The following is a 16,959-nucleotide window of genomic DNA, read 5'->3' on the forward strand; positions in this document are numbered from 1 at the left end:
GGGTGATGACGTTCCGTGCCGGGTTCGTGGTGCTCGCGGTGATCGTGGCGGCGCTCGACGCGGGATTCTGGCTGTTCACGCGCACCCAGCACCAGACGACGGCGCGGATCGGCTTCGTGATCGCGTTCGTGCTGCTGCTGGCGCTGCTCGCGGCGTCCGCGGGACTGGTGCGCTGGGAGGTCGCGGCACCACTGGGCGCGGCGTCGACCTCCGGCCTGTTCTTCGTCGGCGCGGCGGCGATCTTCAGCGTGGGCTTCGGGTTCCTGCTGACGGCGGTGATCGAGGCCGCGCTCGTGCGGCGGATGGTGCCGGCGGCGGGCTGGCGCGGCGGCCACTGGCTGATCAGCGCGGCGGCGGCGGTGGTCCCGGTGGTGCTGTTCGCGGTCGGTCTCTTCGCGCTGGATTGATCGCCGAGGATACTTTGCAAAGGATCCTCTGCGGTCTAGGGTGAGGACATGCCCGAGGACAAGTCGTCGCGACCGCTCGACGCGCGGATGCTCCGGGCGATGGCCCACCCGTTGCGGATGCGGATGATCGACCTGCTGCAGGCCGACGGGCCCGCCACCGCCACCGGGCTGGGCAAACGGGTCGGCGAAAGCTCCGGGACGACCAGCTGGCACCTGCGCCTGCTGGCGGAGGCCGGCCTGGTGGAGGAGGACCGCGAACGCGGGAACAAGCGCGAACGCTGGTGGCGCTCGACCCAGGACTCGACGAGCATGCGCGTCGCCGACTTCATCGACGACCCCGACCTGGCGGGCCCGCTGGACAGCTTTCTGCGGTCGGTGATCGAGCAGCGGTACCAGGCGGAGTCCCGGTTCGCCGGCGAGCTCCCGCGGTGGATGGACCAGTGGTACGACAAGGCGATCTTCAGTGACGTGCGGCTGTCCTTGACGCCCGAGGAAGCGGCCGCGATGAGCGCCGAGGTAGTGGCGGTGATCGACCGCTACCGCCGGGACGCGCGACCGGGCGACCACAACGTGATCGCCCACTGGTCGGCGTTCCCCCGGCAAGCGCGGCCAGAGGATTCCGGCACGGCAGAGTCCGGTTGAGGGGGAGGAACGTGGTGCACTTCCTGATGGCGGAGGACCTGGTCCGCGAGCGGGAAACCGAACTGAGGCGCGTGGCGGCGAGGCCGAGAGGTGTCCGGCGCGAAGGAACTCGGCGGCAACGGCTCGGGTGGATGCTCGTGGAAGCGGGGTTGCGGCTGACGGCGGAGAACGGCGTGGCGTCGGCTCGCAGCGCGGTCTGACAGCCGCCGCCGGGACTTCTGCAGGAGCCTGTCCACTTGTCCGGGGAGTCGCCGAGCAGCGGCGCTGGCCGCCCCGCGAATCCTCCCTCGCCCTCCCTGGCAGGGCTCCGGCGAAGTCGTGTCGTCGCAGGCAGCTCTGCAAAGGACTCGTTGGCCCACCACCCCGAAGCCGGATTGTGACTACGGACGGTAGTGCCGGGTCAAGGCGGGAAAGCGTGCCTTGACCCGGCACTGCCGTCCGTGTTCTGGCCCCGTATCGGGGTTGCGGGGAGGGGTCTGGGTGGGGTGCCGGTTGTGTCTTCAGCGTGCCGTCATGCCGGTGAGGCACTTGAAAAAGGGGGCTGCTACGACTTCGCCGGGGACCCCTGGGCCCGAAAACCTCCCCCGCCCTCCCTGGGGGGCGTCCCCAAGTCCAGTCTATCGGCACCCACCGACGAACCCGGCTGGAAAGCCGCCAGCCGGCGGAGTTGTCCACATCTCCGCCGGCCTGTGGACAACCTACTTGCCGAAGCCGGCCCGGCGAAGCGCCTCGGCCATCGACCCGCTGGCATTGCCGCCGCGGTCCCGGCCGCCGCCACCGCCGCGCCGGTCACCGCCGCCGCCGCTGCCGCTGCCGCCGCGGCGCTGGCCGCCGCCCTGACCGCCGCCGCCCTGGCCGCGGTCACGCCGCTCGCCGCCGCGCGACGTCGAAGCTCCCGGCTCGTCGTCCAGCCTCAGCGTCAGCGAGATCCGCTTCCGCGGCACGTCGACGTCGAGGACCTTCACCTTCACGATGTCCCCGGGCTTCACGACCTCGCGGGGGTCCTTCACGAAGTTCTTCGACAGCGCCGAAACGTGCGCCAGGCCGTCCTGGTGCACGCCGACGTCGATGAACGCGCCGAATGCCGCCACGTTCGTCACCACGCCCTCCAGCCGCATGCCCGGCTTGAGGTCCGAGATCTTGTCCACGCCCTCCGCGAACGTCGCCGTCTTGAACGCCGGGCGGGGGTCGCGGCCCGGCTTGTCCAGCTCCGCCAGGATGTCCGTCACCGTCGGGAGACCGAACGTGTCGTCGACGAAATCACCCGGGCGAAGCGACGACAGCGTCCGCGTGTTGCCGATCAGCGAGCGCAGGTCCGTGCCCGTCTTCGTCAGGATCCGCCGCACCACCGGGTACGCCTCCGGGTGCACCGACGACGAGTCGAGCGGGTCGTCGCCGTCCGGGATGCGCAGGAAGCCCGCGCACTGCTCGAACGCCTTCGGGCCGAGCCGCGCGACCTCCTTCAGCGACGTCCGCGACCGGAACGGCCCGTTCGTGTCGCGGTGGGCGACGATGTTCTCCGCCAGTCCCGTCGTGATGCCCGAAACCCGGGTCAGCAGCGGCGCCGACGCCGTGTTGACGTCCACGCCGACCGCGTTCACGCAGTCCTCGACCACCGCGTCGAGCGAGCGCGACAGCGAAACCTCGGACAGGTCGTGCTGGTACTGGCCGACGCCGATCGACTTCGGGTCGATCTTCACCAGTTCGGCCAGCGGGTCCTGCAGCCGTCGCGCGATGGAGACCGCGCCGCGCAGCGAGACGTCCATGTTCGGCAGTTCCTGTGAAGCGAACGCCGACGCCGAGTACACCGAAGCGCCCGCCTCGGACACGACAGCCTTCGTCAGGTTCAGCGAAGGGTGCTTCTTGATCAGCTCGATGGCGAGCTTGTCGGTCTCGCGCGACGCCGTCCCGTTGCCGATCGAGATCAGCTCGACCTTGTGCCGCGCGCACAGCGCCGCGAGCTCGGCGATCGACTGGTCCCACTTGTTCGCCGGCTGGTGCGGGTAGATGACGTGGGTGTCGACGACCTTGCCGGTCGCGTCCACGACGGCCACCTTGACGCCGGTGCGGAAGCCCGGGTCGAGACCCATCGTGGCGCGGGTGCCGGCTGGCGCGGCGAGCAGCAGGTCACGCAGGTTGGACGCGAACACGCGCACGGCGTCGTCCTCGGCCGCCTGGCGCAGCCGCATCCGCAGGTCGATGCCCAGGTGCAGGAGGATCTTGGTGCGCCACGCCCAGCGCACGGTGTCGCCGAGCCACTTGTCGCCCGGGCGGCCCTGCTGCGCGATGCCGAACTTCGCCGCGATGCGGTGCTCGTATTCGGTCGGGCCGACCTGCGGTTCGTCGGTGGGCTCCTCCGGTGCCATGGTGAGGTCGAGGACCTCCTCCTTCTCGCCGCGCAGCATCGCGAGGATGCGGTGCGAGGGGAGCTTGGTGTAGGGCTCGGAGAAGTCGAAGTAGTCGGCGAACTTGGCGCCTTCCTCCTCCTTGCCCGCACGGACCTTGGCCACCAGGTGCCCCTGGCGCCACATCTTCTCGCGCAACTCGCCGATGAGGTCGGCATCCTCGGCGAAGCGCTCGACGAGGATCGCGCGGGCGCCGTCGAGGGCGGCCTGCGCGTCCGCGACGCCCTTGTCGGCGTCGACGAACACCGCGGCGGCGGCCTGCGGGTCGGTCGTCGGGTCGTTCAGCAGGCCGTCGGCCAGCGGCTCGAGCCCGGCCTCGCGCGCGATCATCGCCTTCGTGCGGCGCTTCGGCTTGTACGGGAGGTAGATGTCCTCGAGCCGCGACTTCGTGTCCGCGGCGAGGATCTGGGCCTCGAGGGCGTCGTCGAGCTTGCCCTGGCTCCGGATCGACTCCAGCACGGCGAGCCGGCGCTCGTCGAGTTCCCGCAGGTAGCGCAGCCGTTCCTCGAGCGTGCGCAGCTGCGCGTCGTCGAGCATGCCGGTGACTTCCTTGCGGTAACGCGCGATGAACGGCACGGTCGACCCGCCGTCGAGCAGCTCGACGGCGGCCTTGACCTGTCCTTCGCGCACGCCCAGTTCTTCGGCGATCTTCTGCTCGACCGACACGCTCACTGCAACACGCTCCTGCTTCGCCTGGATCCGATCGTCCCATTCTGCCGTTTCCGGCGCCCCGACTTTCGGATGGGGTTCCTTGACAATCAGATTGGTCTAGTCCATTTTGTGGTGACCTGCCTCACTGGTGTCGTGGAGGTCCCGTGGTCCCCAAGGTTCGCTTCGCCCTGCTTTCCTTACTTTCCGTGGTCGCGCTCTGTCTCGGTGTGACCTTCGTGCTCGCCGGCAGTGCTTCGGCGGCGAACATCCTGGCCAATCCCGGCTTCGAGGCCGGCGCCACGGGCTGGACGTGCACCACCACGCCGGCCGTGGTGAGCAGCCCGGTGCACGGCGGGAGCCGGGCCCTGAACGTGACGCCGACGTCGTCGGACAACGCGCAGTGCTCGCAGACGCTCACCGTTTCGCCGAACACGGCGTACAAGCTGTCGGCCTGGGTCCAGGGCAGCTACGTCTACCTGGGCGTCTCCGGCTCGGCGACGACCAGCACGTGGACACCCGGCACCAGCGGCTACCAGCAGCTGTCGCTGAGCTTCACGACCGGATCGGGCACGTCGCTGACGGTGTACCTGCACGGCTGGTACGGCCAGCCCACGTACTACGCCGACGACGTCAGCCTCGACGGCCCGGGCACCCCGCCCCCGACGACGCCCACCACGCCCACCACCCCGCCGACGACCACCACGACCCCGCCGACGACGACCACGCCGCCGCCGACCCAGGGTGACCTGCCGAAACACGTCCTGACCGGCTACTGGCAGAACTTCTACAACGGCGCCAAGGCGCTGAAGCTCGCGGACGTGCCGACGAAGTACAACGTCATCGCGGTGTCGTTCGCGGACGCCACGGGCACGCCGGGAGCGGTGAGCTTCACCCTCGACTCGGGCCTTTCCTCGCAGCTCGGCGGCTACACGGACGCCCAGTTCAAGGCCGACATCAAGACCGTGCAGGCGCGCGGCCAGAGGGTGATCATCTCGGTCGGCGGCCAGAACGGCACGATCAGCGTCAGCGACTCGACCTCGGCGAACAACTTCGCGAACAGCATCAAGTCCCTGATCGCGAACTACGGCTTCGACGGCGTCGACATCGACCTGGAGAACGGCATCAACGCCACGTACATGGGCCAGGCGTTGCGAAGCATCTACAACGGCGGCGGCAAGGTGATCACGATGGCGCCGCAGACGATCGACATGCAGTCCACGTCCGGCGGCTATTTTCAGCTCGCGCTGAACATCAAGGACATCCTGACGATCGTCAACATGCAGTACTACAACTCCGGTTCGATGAACGGCTGCAACCGCAACGTCTACTCGCAGGGCACGGTCGACTTCCTGACGGCGCTGGCCTGCATCCAGCTGCAGGGCGGCCTGCGCGCGGACCAGGTGGGCCTCGGCCTGCCTGCCTCGCCCCAGGCAGCGGGCGGCGGCTACCAGGCGCCGTCGAACACGGTGTCGGCACTGAACTGCCTGGCCCGCGGCACGTCCTGCGGCTCGTTCAAACCGTCGGCCACGTACCCGTCGATCCGCGGCGCGATGACGTGGTCGATCAACTGGGACGCGTCGCAGGGGTACGCGTTCGCCAACACGGTCTCGGCCGGGCTCGCGGGCCTGCCCTGACCGTGTGCTGAAGAAGGCCCTCCCGGAAGCGCGGCCGGGAGGGCCTCTTCATTTCGATATGACGGGCAGCCGCAACGCTCCCGGTGCGCCGACGGGAACCACCGGACTGCGAGGCGCCACCGCGGCCACCCGCCGGTGCGGCGCACCCTGCGGCGGCCGCGGATCGGCCTCCCCGCGGACCGGTCTCCAGCACGCCGACGCGGTAGCCCTTTTCGGTCAGCCGCAGCGCCGTGACGCTGCCGCCGAACCCCGAGCCGATCACCAGGACGTCGTAGTCCATCACGCCACCCGGTAGTCCGCGACGTCGAGCCGCCGGGTCCGGCGGTCGTACTCGGTGACCAGGCCCGGCCAGTTGGTCGTCACCCTCCCGTCGGCCTGGCGGTACCAGCTCGTGCAGGCACTCCAGACGCTGTGGCCCAGCCGCGCCTGCACTTCGGCGTCGTAGCGCCGCTCGACCTCCGGCCGTACGTCCAAAGAGGACACTCCGGGCCGGGTGAGCTGCTCCACCGCCTGCCGGATGTAGCGTGCCTGGCGTTCGATCATGTAGATGATGGACCCGGCGCCGAGGTTCGTGTTCGGCCCGTAGACGCAGAACAGGTTCGGGAAGCCGGGCACGGTGATGCCCAGGTACGCCCGCGCGCCGCCGGACCAGGCGTCCCGCAGCGACCGGCCGCCGAGGCCGCGCACCTCTATCCGGCCGAGGAAGTCCGTCGCGGCGAAGCCGGTGCCGTACACCAGGACGTCCGCCTCGAGCTCGGTCCCGTCCTCGACCCGCACGCCGTTCGCGGTGATTTCGCGGATCCGCCGCGTCTCGACGTCGACGTTCGGCCGGGCGAGCGCGGGCAGGTAGTCGTTGCTGAAGAGGATCCGCTTGCAGCCCATCGGATACGCCGGCTTCAGCTTCGCCCGCAGCTCCGGATCCTCGATGTGGCGGCGCCGGAGCTGCGCGGTCCGCAGCTCGAACACCTTGGCCAGCAACGGGTGGCGCGTCATCGCGTACGTCGCGTACTCGGCCAGCAGGAAGATCCGCAGCCGGCCGAGCAGCTGCGTGGGCGGCAGGTGCTCGAACAGCCAGTGCTGCCACCGCCGGTAGCTCGGATCGGACTTGGCCATGACGTACGGCGGCGTGCGCTGGAAGACCGTGACCTGCTTCGCGCGCTTCTGCAGCTCGGGCACGAACTGGATGGCGCTGGCCCCGGTCCCGACGACGGCGACGCGCTTGCCGGCCAGCTCGACGCCGTGGTCCCACTGCGCCGAGTGGAACGCGTCGCCCGCGAAGCGCTCACGGCCCGGGATGTCGGGCAGTACCGGCGTGGACAGCTGGCCGACCGCGGGGACGAAGACGTCGGCTTCGAACGTCTCGCCGTTCTTCGTGGCGACCCGCCACTTGCCCTCGTCGAACTCGGCGCCGGTGACCTCGGTGCCGTACCGGATGTGCGGCTCGAGCCCGTACTTCGCGATGACGCGCCGCAGGTAGGCCAGGATGTCGGGCTGGTGCGAGAACCGCTTCGGCCAGCGCGGGTTCGGCTCGAAGGAGAACGAGTAGAGCGGCGACGGGATGTCACACGCGGCGCCGGGGTAGGTGTTGTCCCGCCAGACGCCACCGGGCCCGTCGGCGCGCTCCAGGATCGTGAAGTCGCCGAACCCGGCGCGCTTCAGCTCGATCGCCGTCCCGATGCCGCCGAACCCGGCGCCCACGATCAGCACCGAGGGGCCCTTCGCCGAACTACTCATGCGGGAGAAGCTACGGACCGGGAGGGTGTGACACCAGGGCACGATCGGTCACCCGATCGAGAATTCCGGCCAAGGCGACGGGCGCATTACGCCGGAGGCAGCACCTTGACCTCGTGCGTCTCCGCGCCCGGCTCCGCCCACGTCACCAGCTTGCCGGCCGAACTTTCCAGTGCCGCCAAGTCCTTCTTCGGCAGCCTCTCGAACGGCGACAGCTCCACTGCCGCCGCCTTGCGCTCCTTCCGCAGCTCCCAGAACCCGCGTACGTACCCGCCCACCAGCAGCGTGCCCTTGACCAGTCCGTTCGCCGAGATCACGCGCTTGCGGTACTCGTCGGAGATCACCCGGGTCCGGTCCGCGTACGAAAGGATCATCTGGTCGAACCCCCCGAGCAGCCGCGGCGGTGCCGGGACGTCCTCGTCCGGCACCGTCAGCTCCGGCAGGTCCAGCAGTTCCCGGCCGTCCGGGTCGCGGTAGCGCCGCAACTCCATCGAAGCGGCCACCTCGCCGAGGCGGGTGATGCCCGCCCAAGTCTGGACGTCGGCCACCGTGGCCGGGCCGAAGGCCCGCAAGTAGCGCGAAATCAGCGAAGCAGGCGAAGGCGGCGAGAGCGGTGCGCCCACCCACTCGTCCAGGCACGCGTACGTCGTCTGCCCGGCCTTGCCCCAGATCGCCCGGGGCGGGGTCTGCACCAGCGGCAGCCGGGCCCGCGCGAGGAACGTGAGCGACGCCTTGGGGACGTCCGGCCAGCGCTGTGTCAGCTCGGCTCCCAGCGCGGTGCCCGCCAGCGGACCGCGGAGAAGCAGCTTCCGCGCGGCCTCGGCGACGAGATCGTGGTCCAGCCCGGCCAGCTCGTGGGCGTGCTGCGTGTTCTGCTTGAGGTCGCGGTCGTACAGTCCCTGGACGACCGGGCGCCACGCCAGCGCGTCCGCCGCCGTCACCAGGTGGACCGTGCCGCGCATCAGCGCGATCCGCACCACCTGCCTGCTCTCCAGCAACGACACCAGGTCCGACGGCCGGAACGACGCCAACCGCGCCCACAGCGCGTAGTACGGCGGGAACGGCGCCTGCGCCTGGAGCCCGGCCAGGTGCTCCACCGCGTCGTAGGCGGACATCTTCGCGCGGCTCAGCAGCAGCTGGCGCTCCAGCATCGCGCGGTTCAAGGCTCTCCGGCTCAACGTCTGCACGCCGTCACCCTAACGATCACCTAGGACAGTTACGGTCCTCGATTGCCCGGCGGAAGGGCGTGATCCATACTTCCGGCCATGGCCGAGCTCGCCGCGCCCGCCGTCGGGGACTGGGACTTCCCCCGCGGCACCGCGAGCATCGAGCTGATGACCCGGTTCGCCGCCGGCCGCGGCTGGCCCGCCGGGAAGCTGCTCGCCGCGACGACGCTCTCGCCGGAGCTCCTCGCCGACCCGGCCGTCCAGGTCGACGCGCGTCAGGAGCTGGCCGTCGTCCGCGCGCTGGCCGGGCTGGACGGTTCGGACGCGACGGCGCTGGAGCTGGGGCGCCGCTACCGCGTCACCACCTTCGGCATCTTCGGCTTCGCCTGCATCAGCAGCCCGACGCTGCGCGACGCGATGCTGTTCGCCCTGCGCTACTTCGACCTCAGCTTCGCCTTCTGCATCCCGCACGTCGAGCTGCGGGACGACCGGCTGACGCTGGAGCTCGACGACAGCCGCGTGCCCGCCGACGTCGCCCGCTTCCTCGTGCTGCGCGACCTGGCCGCGATCTTCACGGTCATGAGCGACCTGCTGCCCGAGATCACGCTGGAGGACCTGGCTTTCCGGCACGAGCCGTCCGCAATGGACGCCTACGAGACGACGTTCGGGCTGCGGCCCCGGTTCGGCGCCGACGCCTGCCGTGCGACGCTCGACCCGGCGCTGCTGACCCGGCCGCTGCCGCAGGCCAACGACCAGACCGTCGCCCTGTGTGCCGCGCAGTGCGACGCGCTCGTCGCGCGACGGCGGCAGCGCTCGGGGATCGCCCAGCAGGTCCGGGAACGCCTGGTCCGGCTCGGCGGCGTCGACGCGGGGATGGACGAAATCGCCCGCCAGCTGGCACTCGGCACGCGGACCCTGCGCCGCCGCCTGACCGAGGCCGGCACGAGTTACCGCGCGCTGGTCGACGAGGTGCGTCACACGCTCGCCGAGGAGCTCTTGGACACCGGCGTGCTCTCGGTCGAGGACGTCGCCTACCGGCTCGGGTACGCCGAGGCGTCGAGCTTCATCCACGCGTTCAAGCGCTGGACCGGGATGACGCCGGCGGCGTTCGCCCGTCGCTTCCGCGCCGCTCGGCAAGCACCGCCGGGTAGGTGAGCTTGAGCAGGTTGAGGAGCGAATCGGTGAGGAAGGTGCGCAGCGCCGCGCGGTCCAGCGTGCCGCGGATCAGCCATTCGCGCGACGCCGCCCGCAGCATCCCGCCGAACGACCGGATCATCGCGCGCAGTTCTTCGCGCCCCTCGGTCACGCCGGTCATCAGCGCGGCCTCCAGGACCCGGTCGGCCGCGATCTCGTCGGCCTCCAGCATGATCCGCTCGATCTCGGGGTCGCGCCCGGCCGCCTCCGGCCCGATCACGGTCAGCCACGCGTCGCGGTTGCGTTCGACGACTTCGATCCACCGTTCGACGCCGATCGCCAGGCGCTGCTCCATCGTGGTGTCCGGCAGCGCTTCGGTGACCGGCGCGGGCACGATCATCATCTGCCGCACCACTTCCAGGTACAGCTCGCGCTTCCCGCCGAAGTAGTGGTTGATCAGCGGGCGCGCCACGCCGGCCGCTTCGGCGATGTCCGAAGTGGACACCGACGCGTAGCTGCCGGTGCCGAACAGGTGCCGGGCCGCGGCGAGGATCTCCGCGCGCCGCTCGGCCGGTTCGAGCCGGCGCCGCCGCGGCCGGGTCCCACTGGTCATCCGCTCAGCCTCGCGGGGGATCAGCACGCTGTCAACAAGTAGTTGACCCGATGTCAAAAGAGTGACTCCGGTGGCGGCCGGCCGGTGTTTCGCGCCAACCTCTGTCGTTACGCAACCGGAACAACCGGCCGGTAACTTCCCGGGACCCGGATGCGACGAGACGGCAGGGACCCGCGACCGGGGGCAGGAGCAGATGACCGAAGAAGACGCGCCGATCCGGCCGGCCGGACGCTGGGTGAGCGTTCGCCTGCAGCATCGTCACGTCAGTTTCGACGAGGACTTCGAAGCGGACGAGCCCCTGCCCGACGGCGACTGCGCGGACGAAGAGTCGCTGTCCTACTCCGGCATCGTGATCACCAGCTACGACCGGGGGGCCAAGGTCTCCGAGCGCTGGATCCCGCTGGGCGTGGACCCGTCCGAAGCGGACGACGAACAGCTCATCGAGCAGCTGCGCTCGGCCCTGCTCTGGCAGGCGGGCCGGCCGCCGCAGAACGCCGAGGACTGACCCTGGCTAGGCTGGGGCCATGCTGCTCGGGCGCCTCCTCGTCGTCGTGGCGCTGCTGGCTCCGGCCGCCTGTTCGACGGGCAAGGACGCCGTGGGCGCACCGGACACGTTCGAGTTCGTCTCCCCGGGCGGGCAGACGCACCTGTTCTACGAGGCCGGTCAGCGGAAACGGGTGGCCGAGCTGGCGGGCCCCGACGTCGCCGACCCGGCCAGGCAGGTGTCGCTGGGCGACTACGCCGGGAAGGTCGTCCTGCTCAACCTGTGGGGCGCGTGGTGCCCGCCCTGCCGCTCGGAAGCGCGCACCCTGAAGGCGATTTCCGAGCGCGGGAAGAGCGAGGGCGTCGCGGTCCTCGGTCTCAACGTCCGCGACAACCGTCAGTACGCCGCGGACTTCGTCCGGAACTTCGAACTCGGCTACGCGTCGATCTTCGACGAGTCCGGGCGGATCGCCCTGCGGCTGCGCGGGCTTCCGCTCGCGGCCGTGCCGATCTCGCTGATCGTCGACAAGCGGCAGCGGGTGGCGGCCGTCTACATCGGAGAGGTCCTCGAAGAAGACCTCCGGCCCACCTTGGACCGCGTGCGGGCGGAGTAGCGGCTCAGGAACCGGTGCGCAGGCCCTCGAACGCCACCTTGCACACCGCGTCCGCGAGCTCGGCCGCCGCCGATCCGCGCCGCGGTTTGTACCACTCGATCAGCGAGTTGACCATGCCGAAGACCAGCCGCGCGGTCACCGCCGGATCGACGTCGGGGCGGACGTCGCCCTCCGCTTCGGCCTGCTTCACCAGGTCGGTCACCAGGCGGTCGAACTCGCGGCGCCGCGTCAGTGCCGCTCGCTCCACCTTCGTGTTGCCGCGCACGCGAAGCAGCAGTGTCACGAACGGCAGCTGGTCGGCGAGCACCAGCACGCTGCCGCGCACCAGGTGCTCGAGCCGGTCGATCGCGCGCCCGTCGAGCCGGGCCGTCTCCGCCGCCACCTCGAACAGCCCGTCCAGGGCCCGGTCCACCGCCAGCCGCAGCAGTTCCTCCTTGCTGGGCACGTGGTGGTAGATCGCCGACTTCGTGATGCCGAGCTTGCGGGAGAGGTCCTCCATGCTCGTGCCGTCGTAGCCGCGCTCGTTGAACAGCTTCACCGCCACCTGCAGCAGTGATTCGAGGTCGTAGCCGGGCCGTCCGCGCCGAGGGGTCGTCACGGCGTCTCCCGCTGGTCGATGATCCGCCGCATCTTGCCCATGGACCGCTCGAGGGTGTCGGGGTCGACGACCTCCACCGAGACCGTCACGCCGACGCCGTCCTTCACGCCGGTGACCAGTTCGGACGCGGCGAGCTCACGGTCGTCGCCGGAAGCGTCGTGACGTGCCTCGACCCGCACGGTCAGGTGGTCGAGCCGCCCGCGCGTGGACCGGACGAGCTGGAAGTGCGGGCTCAGCCCGGCCGTCCGCAGCACGATCTCCTCGATCTGCGTCGGGAAGACGTTGACCCCGCGCAGGATGATCAGGTCGTCGGTGCGGCCGGTGACCTTGGCCATCCGCCGGAACGCCGGCCGCGCGGTCCCCGGCGACAGCGCTGTGAGGTCGCGGGTGCGGTAGCGGATGATCGGCAGCGCCTGCTTGGTCAGCGACGTGAACACCAGCTCGCCGGTCTCGCCGCCGCCCAGGACGCTTTCGTCGTACGGGTCGATCACCTCGGGGTAGAAGTGGTCCTCCCAGATGTGCAGGCCGTCCTTCGTCTCGACGCACTCCTGCGCGACGCCCGGGCCCATCACCTCGGACAGCCCGTAGATGTCGACGGCGTCGAGCGCGAACCGCTCCTCGATCTCGGCGCGCATCTGCTCGGTCCACGGCTCGGCGCCGAAGATGCCGATCTTGAGCGAGCTCGCCCGCGGGTCCACGCCCTGGCGCTCGAACTCGTCGAGCAGCGTCAGCATGTACGACGGCGTCACCATGATGATCTCGGGCCGGAAGTCGGTGATCAGCTGCACCTGGCGCGCGGTCATCCCGCCCGACGCCGGGATCACCGTGCAGCCCAGCTTCTCGGCGCCGTAGTGCGCGCCGAGCCCGCCGGTGAACAGGCCGTAGCCGTAGGCGACGTGCACCTTGTGCCCCGGCCGCCCGCCCGCGGCGTGGATCGAGCGGGCCATCACCGTCGCCCAGGTGTCGATGTCCTGCTCGGTGTACCCGACGACGGTGGCCTTGCCGGTGGTGCCGCTGGAGGCGTGGATGCGCCGCACCTGGTCCTGCGGCACGGCGAACATCCCGAACGGGTAGTTCTCGCGCAGGTCCTGCTTGGTGGTGAACGGGAACTTCGCCAGGTCGCCGAGTTCCTTGCAGTCGTCCGGGTGGACGCCGGCTTCGTCGAACTTCCGCGTGTAGGCGGGCACGTTCGTGTAGGCGTGCCTGAGTGTCCACTGCAGACGCTCGAGCTGGAGCGCGGCCAGCTCGTCGGCGCCGATGTCCGTCTCGATCATGCTTCGTCCCGTTTCGCGGAGAGGACGCGGCTGCGGCCGCGGAATTCGGCGACGACCTCGGGCCCCGCGGGGGTCTCCCGGTGCACGGTGACGTCGTAGATGCCGTTGCGGCCGTAGCGGGTGCGCTCGGCGGCCGTCGCGACGAGGTGGTCTCCCAGCCGGCCGGCGGCGACGAAGGAGATCTCCGCGCCCGCCGCGACCGTCACCGGGCCGTGGGTGTTGCAGGCGCAGGCGAACGCGGTGTCGGCGAGGAGGAAGACGTATCCGCCGTGGGCGATGTCGTGGCCGTTGACCATCGCCGCGGTGATCGTCATGGTCGCGACGGCCCGGCCGTCGCCCGCTTCGACGAGTTCGATGCCCAGCGCGCGCGAGGCCTCGTCGGCGGCGAACATGGTGTGCGCGGCGTTGGTCATCTGCCCTCCGTCCGAATAAACCTGCGGCGCGAAGCGCCTCCGCTGAGGGTGGCGGCGGGGGCATGGATGGACTGACCGAATGGACGGTCACCTCGCGGTGCCGCTCAGTAAAGGCAGTGGTCGGGGCCGGTGTCAAGCGTCCGGCCTTCCGATCTTCGGCCGCAGCGGATACCATGCGATTAACTGAACGTCCGGTAGGTAATTCGGCGAGAGGGTCGGACCTGATGGCATTGCTGCGCAGCTACGTCTCGGGCGGGTGGCACACGGCGGCGGACGAGGGCGCCCCGCTGCACGACGCGGCCACCGGCGAGGAGGTCGCCCGGATCTCGTCGAAGGGGATCGACTTCGCCGCCGCGCTGGCGTACGGCCGCCGCGTGGGCGGCCCGGCGCTGCGCGAGCTGACGTTCCACCAGCGTGCGGCCCTGCTCAAGGCGCTGGCCTCGCACCTGCGTGAGCACCGCGACGAGCTGTACGCGCTGTCGGCTCGCACTGGGGCGACGCTGGGCGACTCGAAGTTCGACATCGACGGCGGCATCGGCGTCCTCTTCAGCTACGGCTCGAAGGGCAAGCGCGAGCTACCCAACGACACGGTCTACGTCGAGGGCAACGTCGAGCCGCTCTCCCGTGGCGGCACGTTCGTCGCGCAGCACATCGCGACCCCGCTGCGAGGGGTCGCCGTCCAGATCAACGCGTTCAACTTCCCGGTGTGGGGTCCGCTGGAGAAGTTCGCGCCGGCGTTCCTCGCCGGGGTGCCGAGCCTGGTCAAGCCCGCGAGCCAGACGGCCTACCTGACCGCGCGGCTGGCCGAGCTGATCATCGAGTCGGGGATCCTGCCGGAGGGGTCGCTGCAGTTCGTCGCCGGCAGCGTCGGTGACCTCCTCGACCACGTCACCGCGCAGGACCTGGTGTCGTTCACCGGCTCGGCGTCGACCGCCCAGAAGCTGCGGGCGCACCCGGCGGTCATTCGCAACGCCGTCCGGTTCAACGCCGAGGCGGACTCGCTGAACTGCTCGATCCTCGGCCCGGACGCGGTGCGCGGGACGACGGAGTTCGACCTGTTCGTCAAGCAGCTGGTCACCGAGATGACGGTCAAGGCCGGCCAGAAGTGCACCGCGATCCGCCGCGCGTTCGTGCCCGCCTCGCTGCTCGACGATGTCGCTCAGGCAGCGTCGGAGCGGCTGGCGAAGGTCACCGTCGGCAACCCGGCGTCGGAGGGCGTCCGGATGGGCGCGCTGGCCAGCCTGGAGCAGCGCGAGGAGGTCCGGCGGTCGTTGAAGGCGCTGCTGGACGCCGGGAGTGTCGTGTTCGGCGACCCCGAGCGCGTCGAGGTGGTGGACGCCGACGCCGAGCGCGGCGCGTTCATCTCGCCGGTGCTGCTCAAGGCGGACCCCGAACGCTCCGAGCCGCACGAGGTCGAGGCGTTCGGCCCGGTCTCGACACTCATGCCGTACACGTCCACCGAGCAGGTCGTCGACTTCGCCGCGCGGGGCGGCGGCAGCCTGGCCGGGTCCGTGGTGTCGGCGGACAAGGAGTTCGTCCGGGACGTCGTGCTCGGCGCGGCGCCGTTCCACGGCCGCCTGCTGGTGCTCGACGCCGAGGACGCGAAGGAGTCCACCGGGCACGGTTCGCCGATGCCGCAGCTGGTGCACGGCGGCCCGGGCCGCGCGGGCGGCGGCGAGGAGATGGGCGGTATCCGGGGCGTGCTGCACCACATGCAGCGCACGGCCGTGCAGGGCTCGCCCGCTGTGTTGAGTGCCGTCACCGGCCGCTGGGTCGCCGGCGCCCCGCGCACCGAAGGCGTCCACCCGTTCCGCAAGTCACTGGCCGAGCTTCGCATCGGTGACTCGGTGGTGGCCGGGCCGCGGGTTGTTTCCCAGGAAGACGTCGACCACTTCGCCGAGTTCACCGGCGACACCTTCTACGCGCACACCGACCCGGAAGCCGCAGCGGCCAACCCGCTGTTCGGCGGGATCGTCGCGCACGGCTACCTGGTCGTCTCGTTCGCGGCGGGGTTGTTCGTCTCGCCCGAGCCGGGCCCGGTGCTGGCCAACTACGGCCTGGAGAACCTGCGGTTCCTCACCCCGGTCAAGGTCGGGGACTCGCTGACGGTCACGTTGACCGCGAAGCAGATCACGCCGCGGATCGACCAGGACTACGGCGAGGTCCGCTGGGACGCCGACGTCACCAACGCCGAGGGCGAGTCGGTGGCCAAGTACGACGTCCTGACCCTGGTTTCGAAGGAGCAGCCGTGACCGCGATGGCATCGCTGGAAGAACACTTCGAGGCGACGATCGAGCGCGACCAGCGGATCGAGCCGCGCGACTGGGTGCCCGAGGGGTACCGCAAGACGATGATCCGGCAGATCGCGCAGCACGCGCACTCGGAGATCATCGGGATGCAGCCGGAGGGCAACTGGATCACGCGGGCGCCGTCGTTGCGACGCAAGGCGATCCTGCTGGCCAAGGTCCAGGACGAGGCCGGTCACGGGCTCTACCTGTACTCGGCGGCGGCGACGCTGGGCGCCGACCGGGCGGACCTGACCGACAAGCTGATCACCGGACGGCAGAAGTACTCGTCGATCTTCAACTACCCGACGCTGACCTTCGCCGACGTCGGCGTGATCGGCTGGCTGGTCGACGGCGCGGCGATCTGCAACCAGGTGCCGCTGTGCCGGTCTTCGTACGGGCCGTACGCGCGGGCGATGATCCGGATCTGCAAGGAGGAGTCCTTCCACCAGCGGCAGGGCTACGAGCTGCTGATGACGATGATGCGCGGCACTCCGCAACAGCGTGAAATGGTCCAGGAGGCGGTGAACCGCTGGTGGTGGCCGTCGCTGATGATGTTCGGGCCGCCGGACGCCGATTCGCCGAACACCGCGCAGTCGATGGCGTGGAAGGTCAAGCGCCACACCAACGACGAGCTGCGGCAGCGGTTCGTCGACATGTCGGTGCCGCAGGCCGAAGCCCTCGGCGTCACGTTCCCGGACCCGGACCTGAAGTGGAACGCCGAGCGCGGGCACTACGACTTCGGCCCCGTGGACTGGGACGAGTTCAAGAACGTCCTGAAGGGCAACGGGCCCTGCAACGCTTCGCGGATCGCGCACCGGCGCCGGGCCCACGAAGAGGGCGCGTGGGTGCGGGAAGCCGCCGTGGCGCACGCTGGGAAAAAGGAGCGCAAGTGACCGACCTGACGGC

Annotated in this window: 16 protein-coding genes and 1 pseudogene; 9 read left to right on the forward strand and 8 right to left on the reverse strand. The window is 70.4% G+C overall.

Annotation, left to right across the window (positions count from 1 at the left end):
• Window positions 1-5 precede the first annotated feature (5 nt).
• From CF165_RS26640 to CF165_RS26650, 3 genes are read left to right on the forward strand one after another with little or no spacing between them, the layout of a single operon-like run.
• A complete protein-coding gene (locus CF165_RS26640) occupies window positions 6-407 on the forward strand; it encodes a hypothetical protein (protein WP_240521800.1) in 402 nt (133 codons plus the stop codon).
• Window positions 408-455: 48 nt separating this feature from the next.
• Window positions 456-1,049 (forward strand): ArsR/SmtB family transcription factor, encoded by a 594-nt coding sequence (locus CF165_RS26645; protein WP_093950311.1) that lies wholly within the window; start codon window positions 456-458, stop codon window positions 1,047-1,049.
• Between the two features lie 11 nt (window positions 1,050-1,060).
• Entirely contained in the window at window positions 1,061-1,249 is a 189-nt protein-coding gene (locus CF165_RS26650) for a hypothetical protein (protein ID WP_143268670.1), read from the forward strand.
• A 498-nt stretch (window positions 1,250-1,747) separates the two neighbouring features.
• Here the strand turns inward: CF165_RS26650 and CF165_RS26655 are convergent, their stop codons facing one another.
• On the reverse strand, window positions 1,748-4,126 hold the full coding sequence (locus CF165_RS26655) for a Tex family protein (RefSeq protein ID WP_093950313.1): 2,379 nt from the start codon (window positions 4,124-4,126) through the stop codon (window positions 1,748-1,750).
• A gap of 143 nt (window positions 4,127-4,269) precedes the next feature.
• Between CF165_RS26655 and CF165_RS26660 the strand changes: the two genes are divergently transcribed.
• A complete protein-coding gene (locus CF165_RS26660) occupies window positions 4,270-5,739 on the forward strand; it encodes a chitinase (RefSeq protein WP_093950314.1) in 1,470 nt (489 codons plus the stop codon).
• 172 nt (window positions 5,740-5,911) lie between these two features.
• On the opposite strand, the pseudogene CF165_RS50390 reads toward CF165_RS26660, so the two are convergent.
• From CF165_RS50390 to CF165_RS26675, 3 genes and pseudogenes are all read right to left on the reverse strand, one after another.
• Window positions 5,912-6,019 (reverse strand): annotated as a pseudogene (locus CF165_RS50390) (NAD(P)-binding protein); the annotation flags it as partial.
• Window positions 6,019-7,473: a flavin-containing monooxygenase gene (locus CF165_RS26670; RefSeq protein ID WP_093950316.1), complete on the reverse strand. Its 1,455-nt coding sequence runs from the start codon at window positions 7,471-7,473 to the stop codon at window positions 6,019-6,021. The gene CF165_RS26670 and the pseudogene CF165_RS50390, both read right to left, overlap by 1 nt.
• An 86-nt stretch (window positions 7,474-7,559) precedes the next feature.
• Window positions 7,560-8,657, reverse strand: coding sequence for a winged helix DNA-binding domain-containing protein (locus CF165_RS26675; RefSeq protein WP_093950317.1), 1,098 nt, complete (start codon window positions 8,655-8,657; stop codon window positions 7,560-7,562).
• Between the two features lie 78 nt (window positions 8,658-8,735).
• Here CF165_RS26675 and CF165_RS26680 point away from each other — a divergent pair, with 78 nt between their 5' ends.
• A complete protein-coding gene (locus tag CF165_RS26680) occupies window positions 8,736-9,791 on the forward strand; it encodes an AraC family transcriptional regulator (RefSeq protein WP_093950318.1) in 1,056 nt (351 codons plus the stop codon).
• On the opposite strand, the gene CF165_RS26685 is transcribed toward CF165_RS26680, so the two are convergent.
• Window positions 9,712-10,383 carry a TetR/AcrR family transcriptional regulator gene (locus CF165_RS26685; RefSeq protein ID WP_093950319.1) on the reverse strand — a complete coding sequence of 224 codons (672 nt, stop codon included), beginning with the start codon at window positions 10,381-10,383 and terminating at the stop codon, window positions 9,712-9,714. The genes CF165_RS26680 and CF165_RS26685 overlap by 80 nt on opposite strands.
• 193 nt (window positions 10,384-10,576) lie before the next feature.
• Here CF165_RS26685 and CF165_RS26690 point away from each other — a divergent pair, with 193 nt between their 5' ends.
• On the forward strand, window positions 10,577-10,888 hold the full coding sequence (locus CF165_RS26690) for a hypothetical protein (RefSeq protein ID WP_093950320.1): 312 nt from the start codon (window positions 10,577-10,579) through the stop codon (window positions 10,886-10,888).
• Window positions 10,889-10,907: 19 nt separating this feature from the next.
• The gene (locus CF165_RS26695) at window positions 10,908-11,480 is read left to right on the forward strand and encodes a TlpA family protein disulfide reductase (protein ID WP_093950321.1); all 573 of its coding nucleotides are present in this window, start codon (window positions 10,908-10,910) and stop codon (window positions 11,478-11,480) included.
• 4 nt (window positions 11,481-11,484) lie between these two features.
• On the opposite strand, the gene CF165_RS26700 is transcribed toward CF165_RS26695, so the two are convergent.
• The 3 genes from CF165_RS26700 to paaI are packed head-to-tail and all read right to left on the reverse strand — an operon-like array spanning window position 11,485 to window position 13,765.
• Entirely contained in the window at window positions 11,485-12,078 is a 594-nt protein-coding gene (locus CF165_RS26700; RefSeq protein WP_093950322.1) for a TetR/AcrR family transcriptional regulator, read from the reverse strand.
• On the reverse strand, window positions 12,075-13,352 hold the full coding sequence (gene paaK / locus CF165_RS26705; protein ID WP_093950323.1) for a phenylacetate--CoA ligase PaaK: 1,278 nt from the start codon (window positions 13,350-13,352) through the stop codon (window positions 12,075-12,077). The genes CF165_RS26700 and paaK overlap by 4 nt, the downstream gene beginning before the upstream one ends.
• On the reverse strand, window positions 13,349-13,765 hold the full coding sequence (gene paaI, locus CF165_RS26710) for a hydroxyphenylacetyl-CoA thioesterase PaaI (protein ID WP_093950324.1): 417 nt from the start codon (window positions 13,763-13,765) through the stop codon (window positions 13,349-13,351). Before paaI ends, paaK begins: the two co-directional genes overlap by 4 nt.
• Before the next feature lie 224 nt (window positions 13,766-13,989).
• Here paaI and paaZ point away from each other — a divergent pair, with 224 nt between their 5' ends.
• Complete coding sequence (paaZ, locus tag CF165_RS26715; RefSeq protein ID WP_093950325.1) at window positions 13,990-16,017, forward strand: phenylacetic acid degradation bifunctional protein PaaZ; 2,028 nt, start codon at window positions 13,990-13,992, stop codon at window positions 16,015-16,017.
• Window positions 16,018-16,022: 5 nt separating this feature from the next.
• Window positions 16,023-16,946 (forward strand): 1,2-phenylacetyl-CoA epoxidase subunit PaaA, encoded by a 924-nt coding sequence (gene paaA, locus CF165_RS26720; protein WP_205660985.1) that lies wholly within the window; start codon window positions 16,023-16,025, stop codon window positions 16,944-16,946.
• The last annotated feature ends 13 nt before the right edge of the window (window positions 16,947-16,959 follow it).

The sequence above is a fragment of the Amycolatopsis vastitatis genome (genome assembly GCF_002234595.1).
Lineage (GTDB): Bacteria > Actinomycetota > Actinomycetes > Mycobacteriales > Pseudonocardiaceae > Amycolatopsis > Amycolatopsis vastitatis.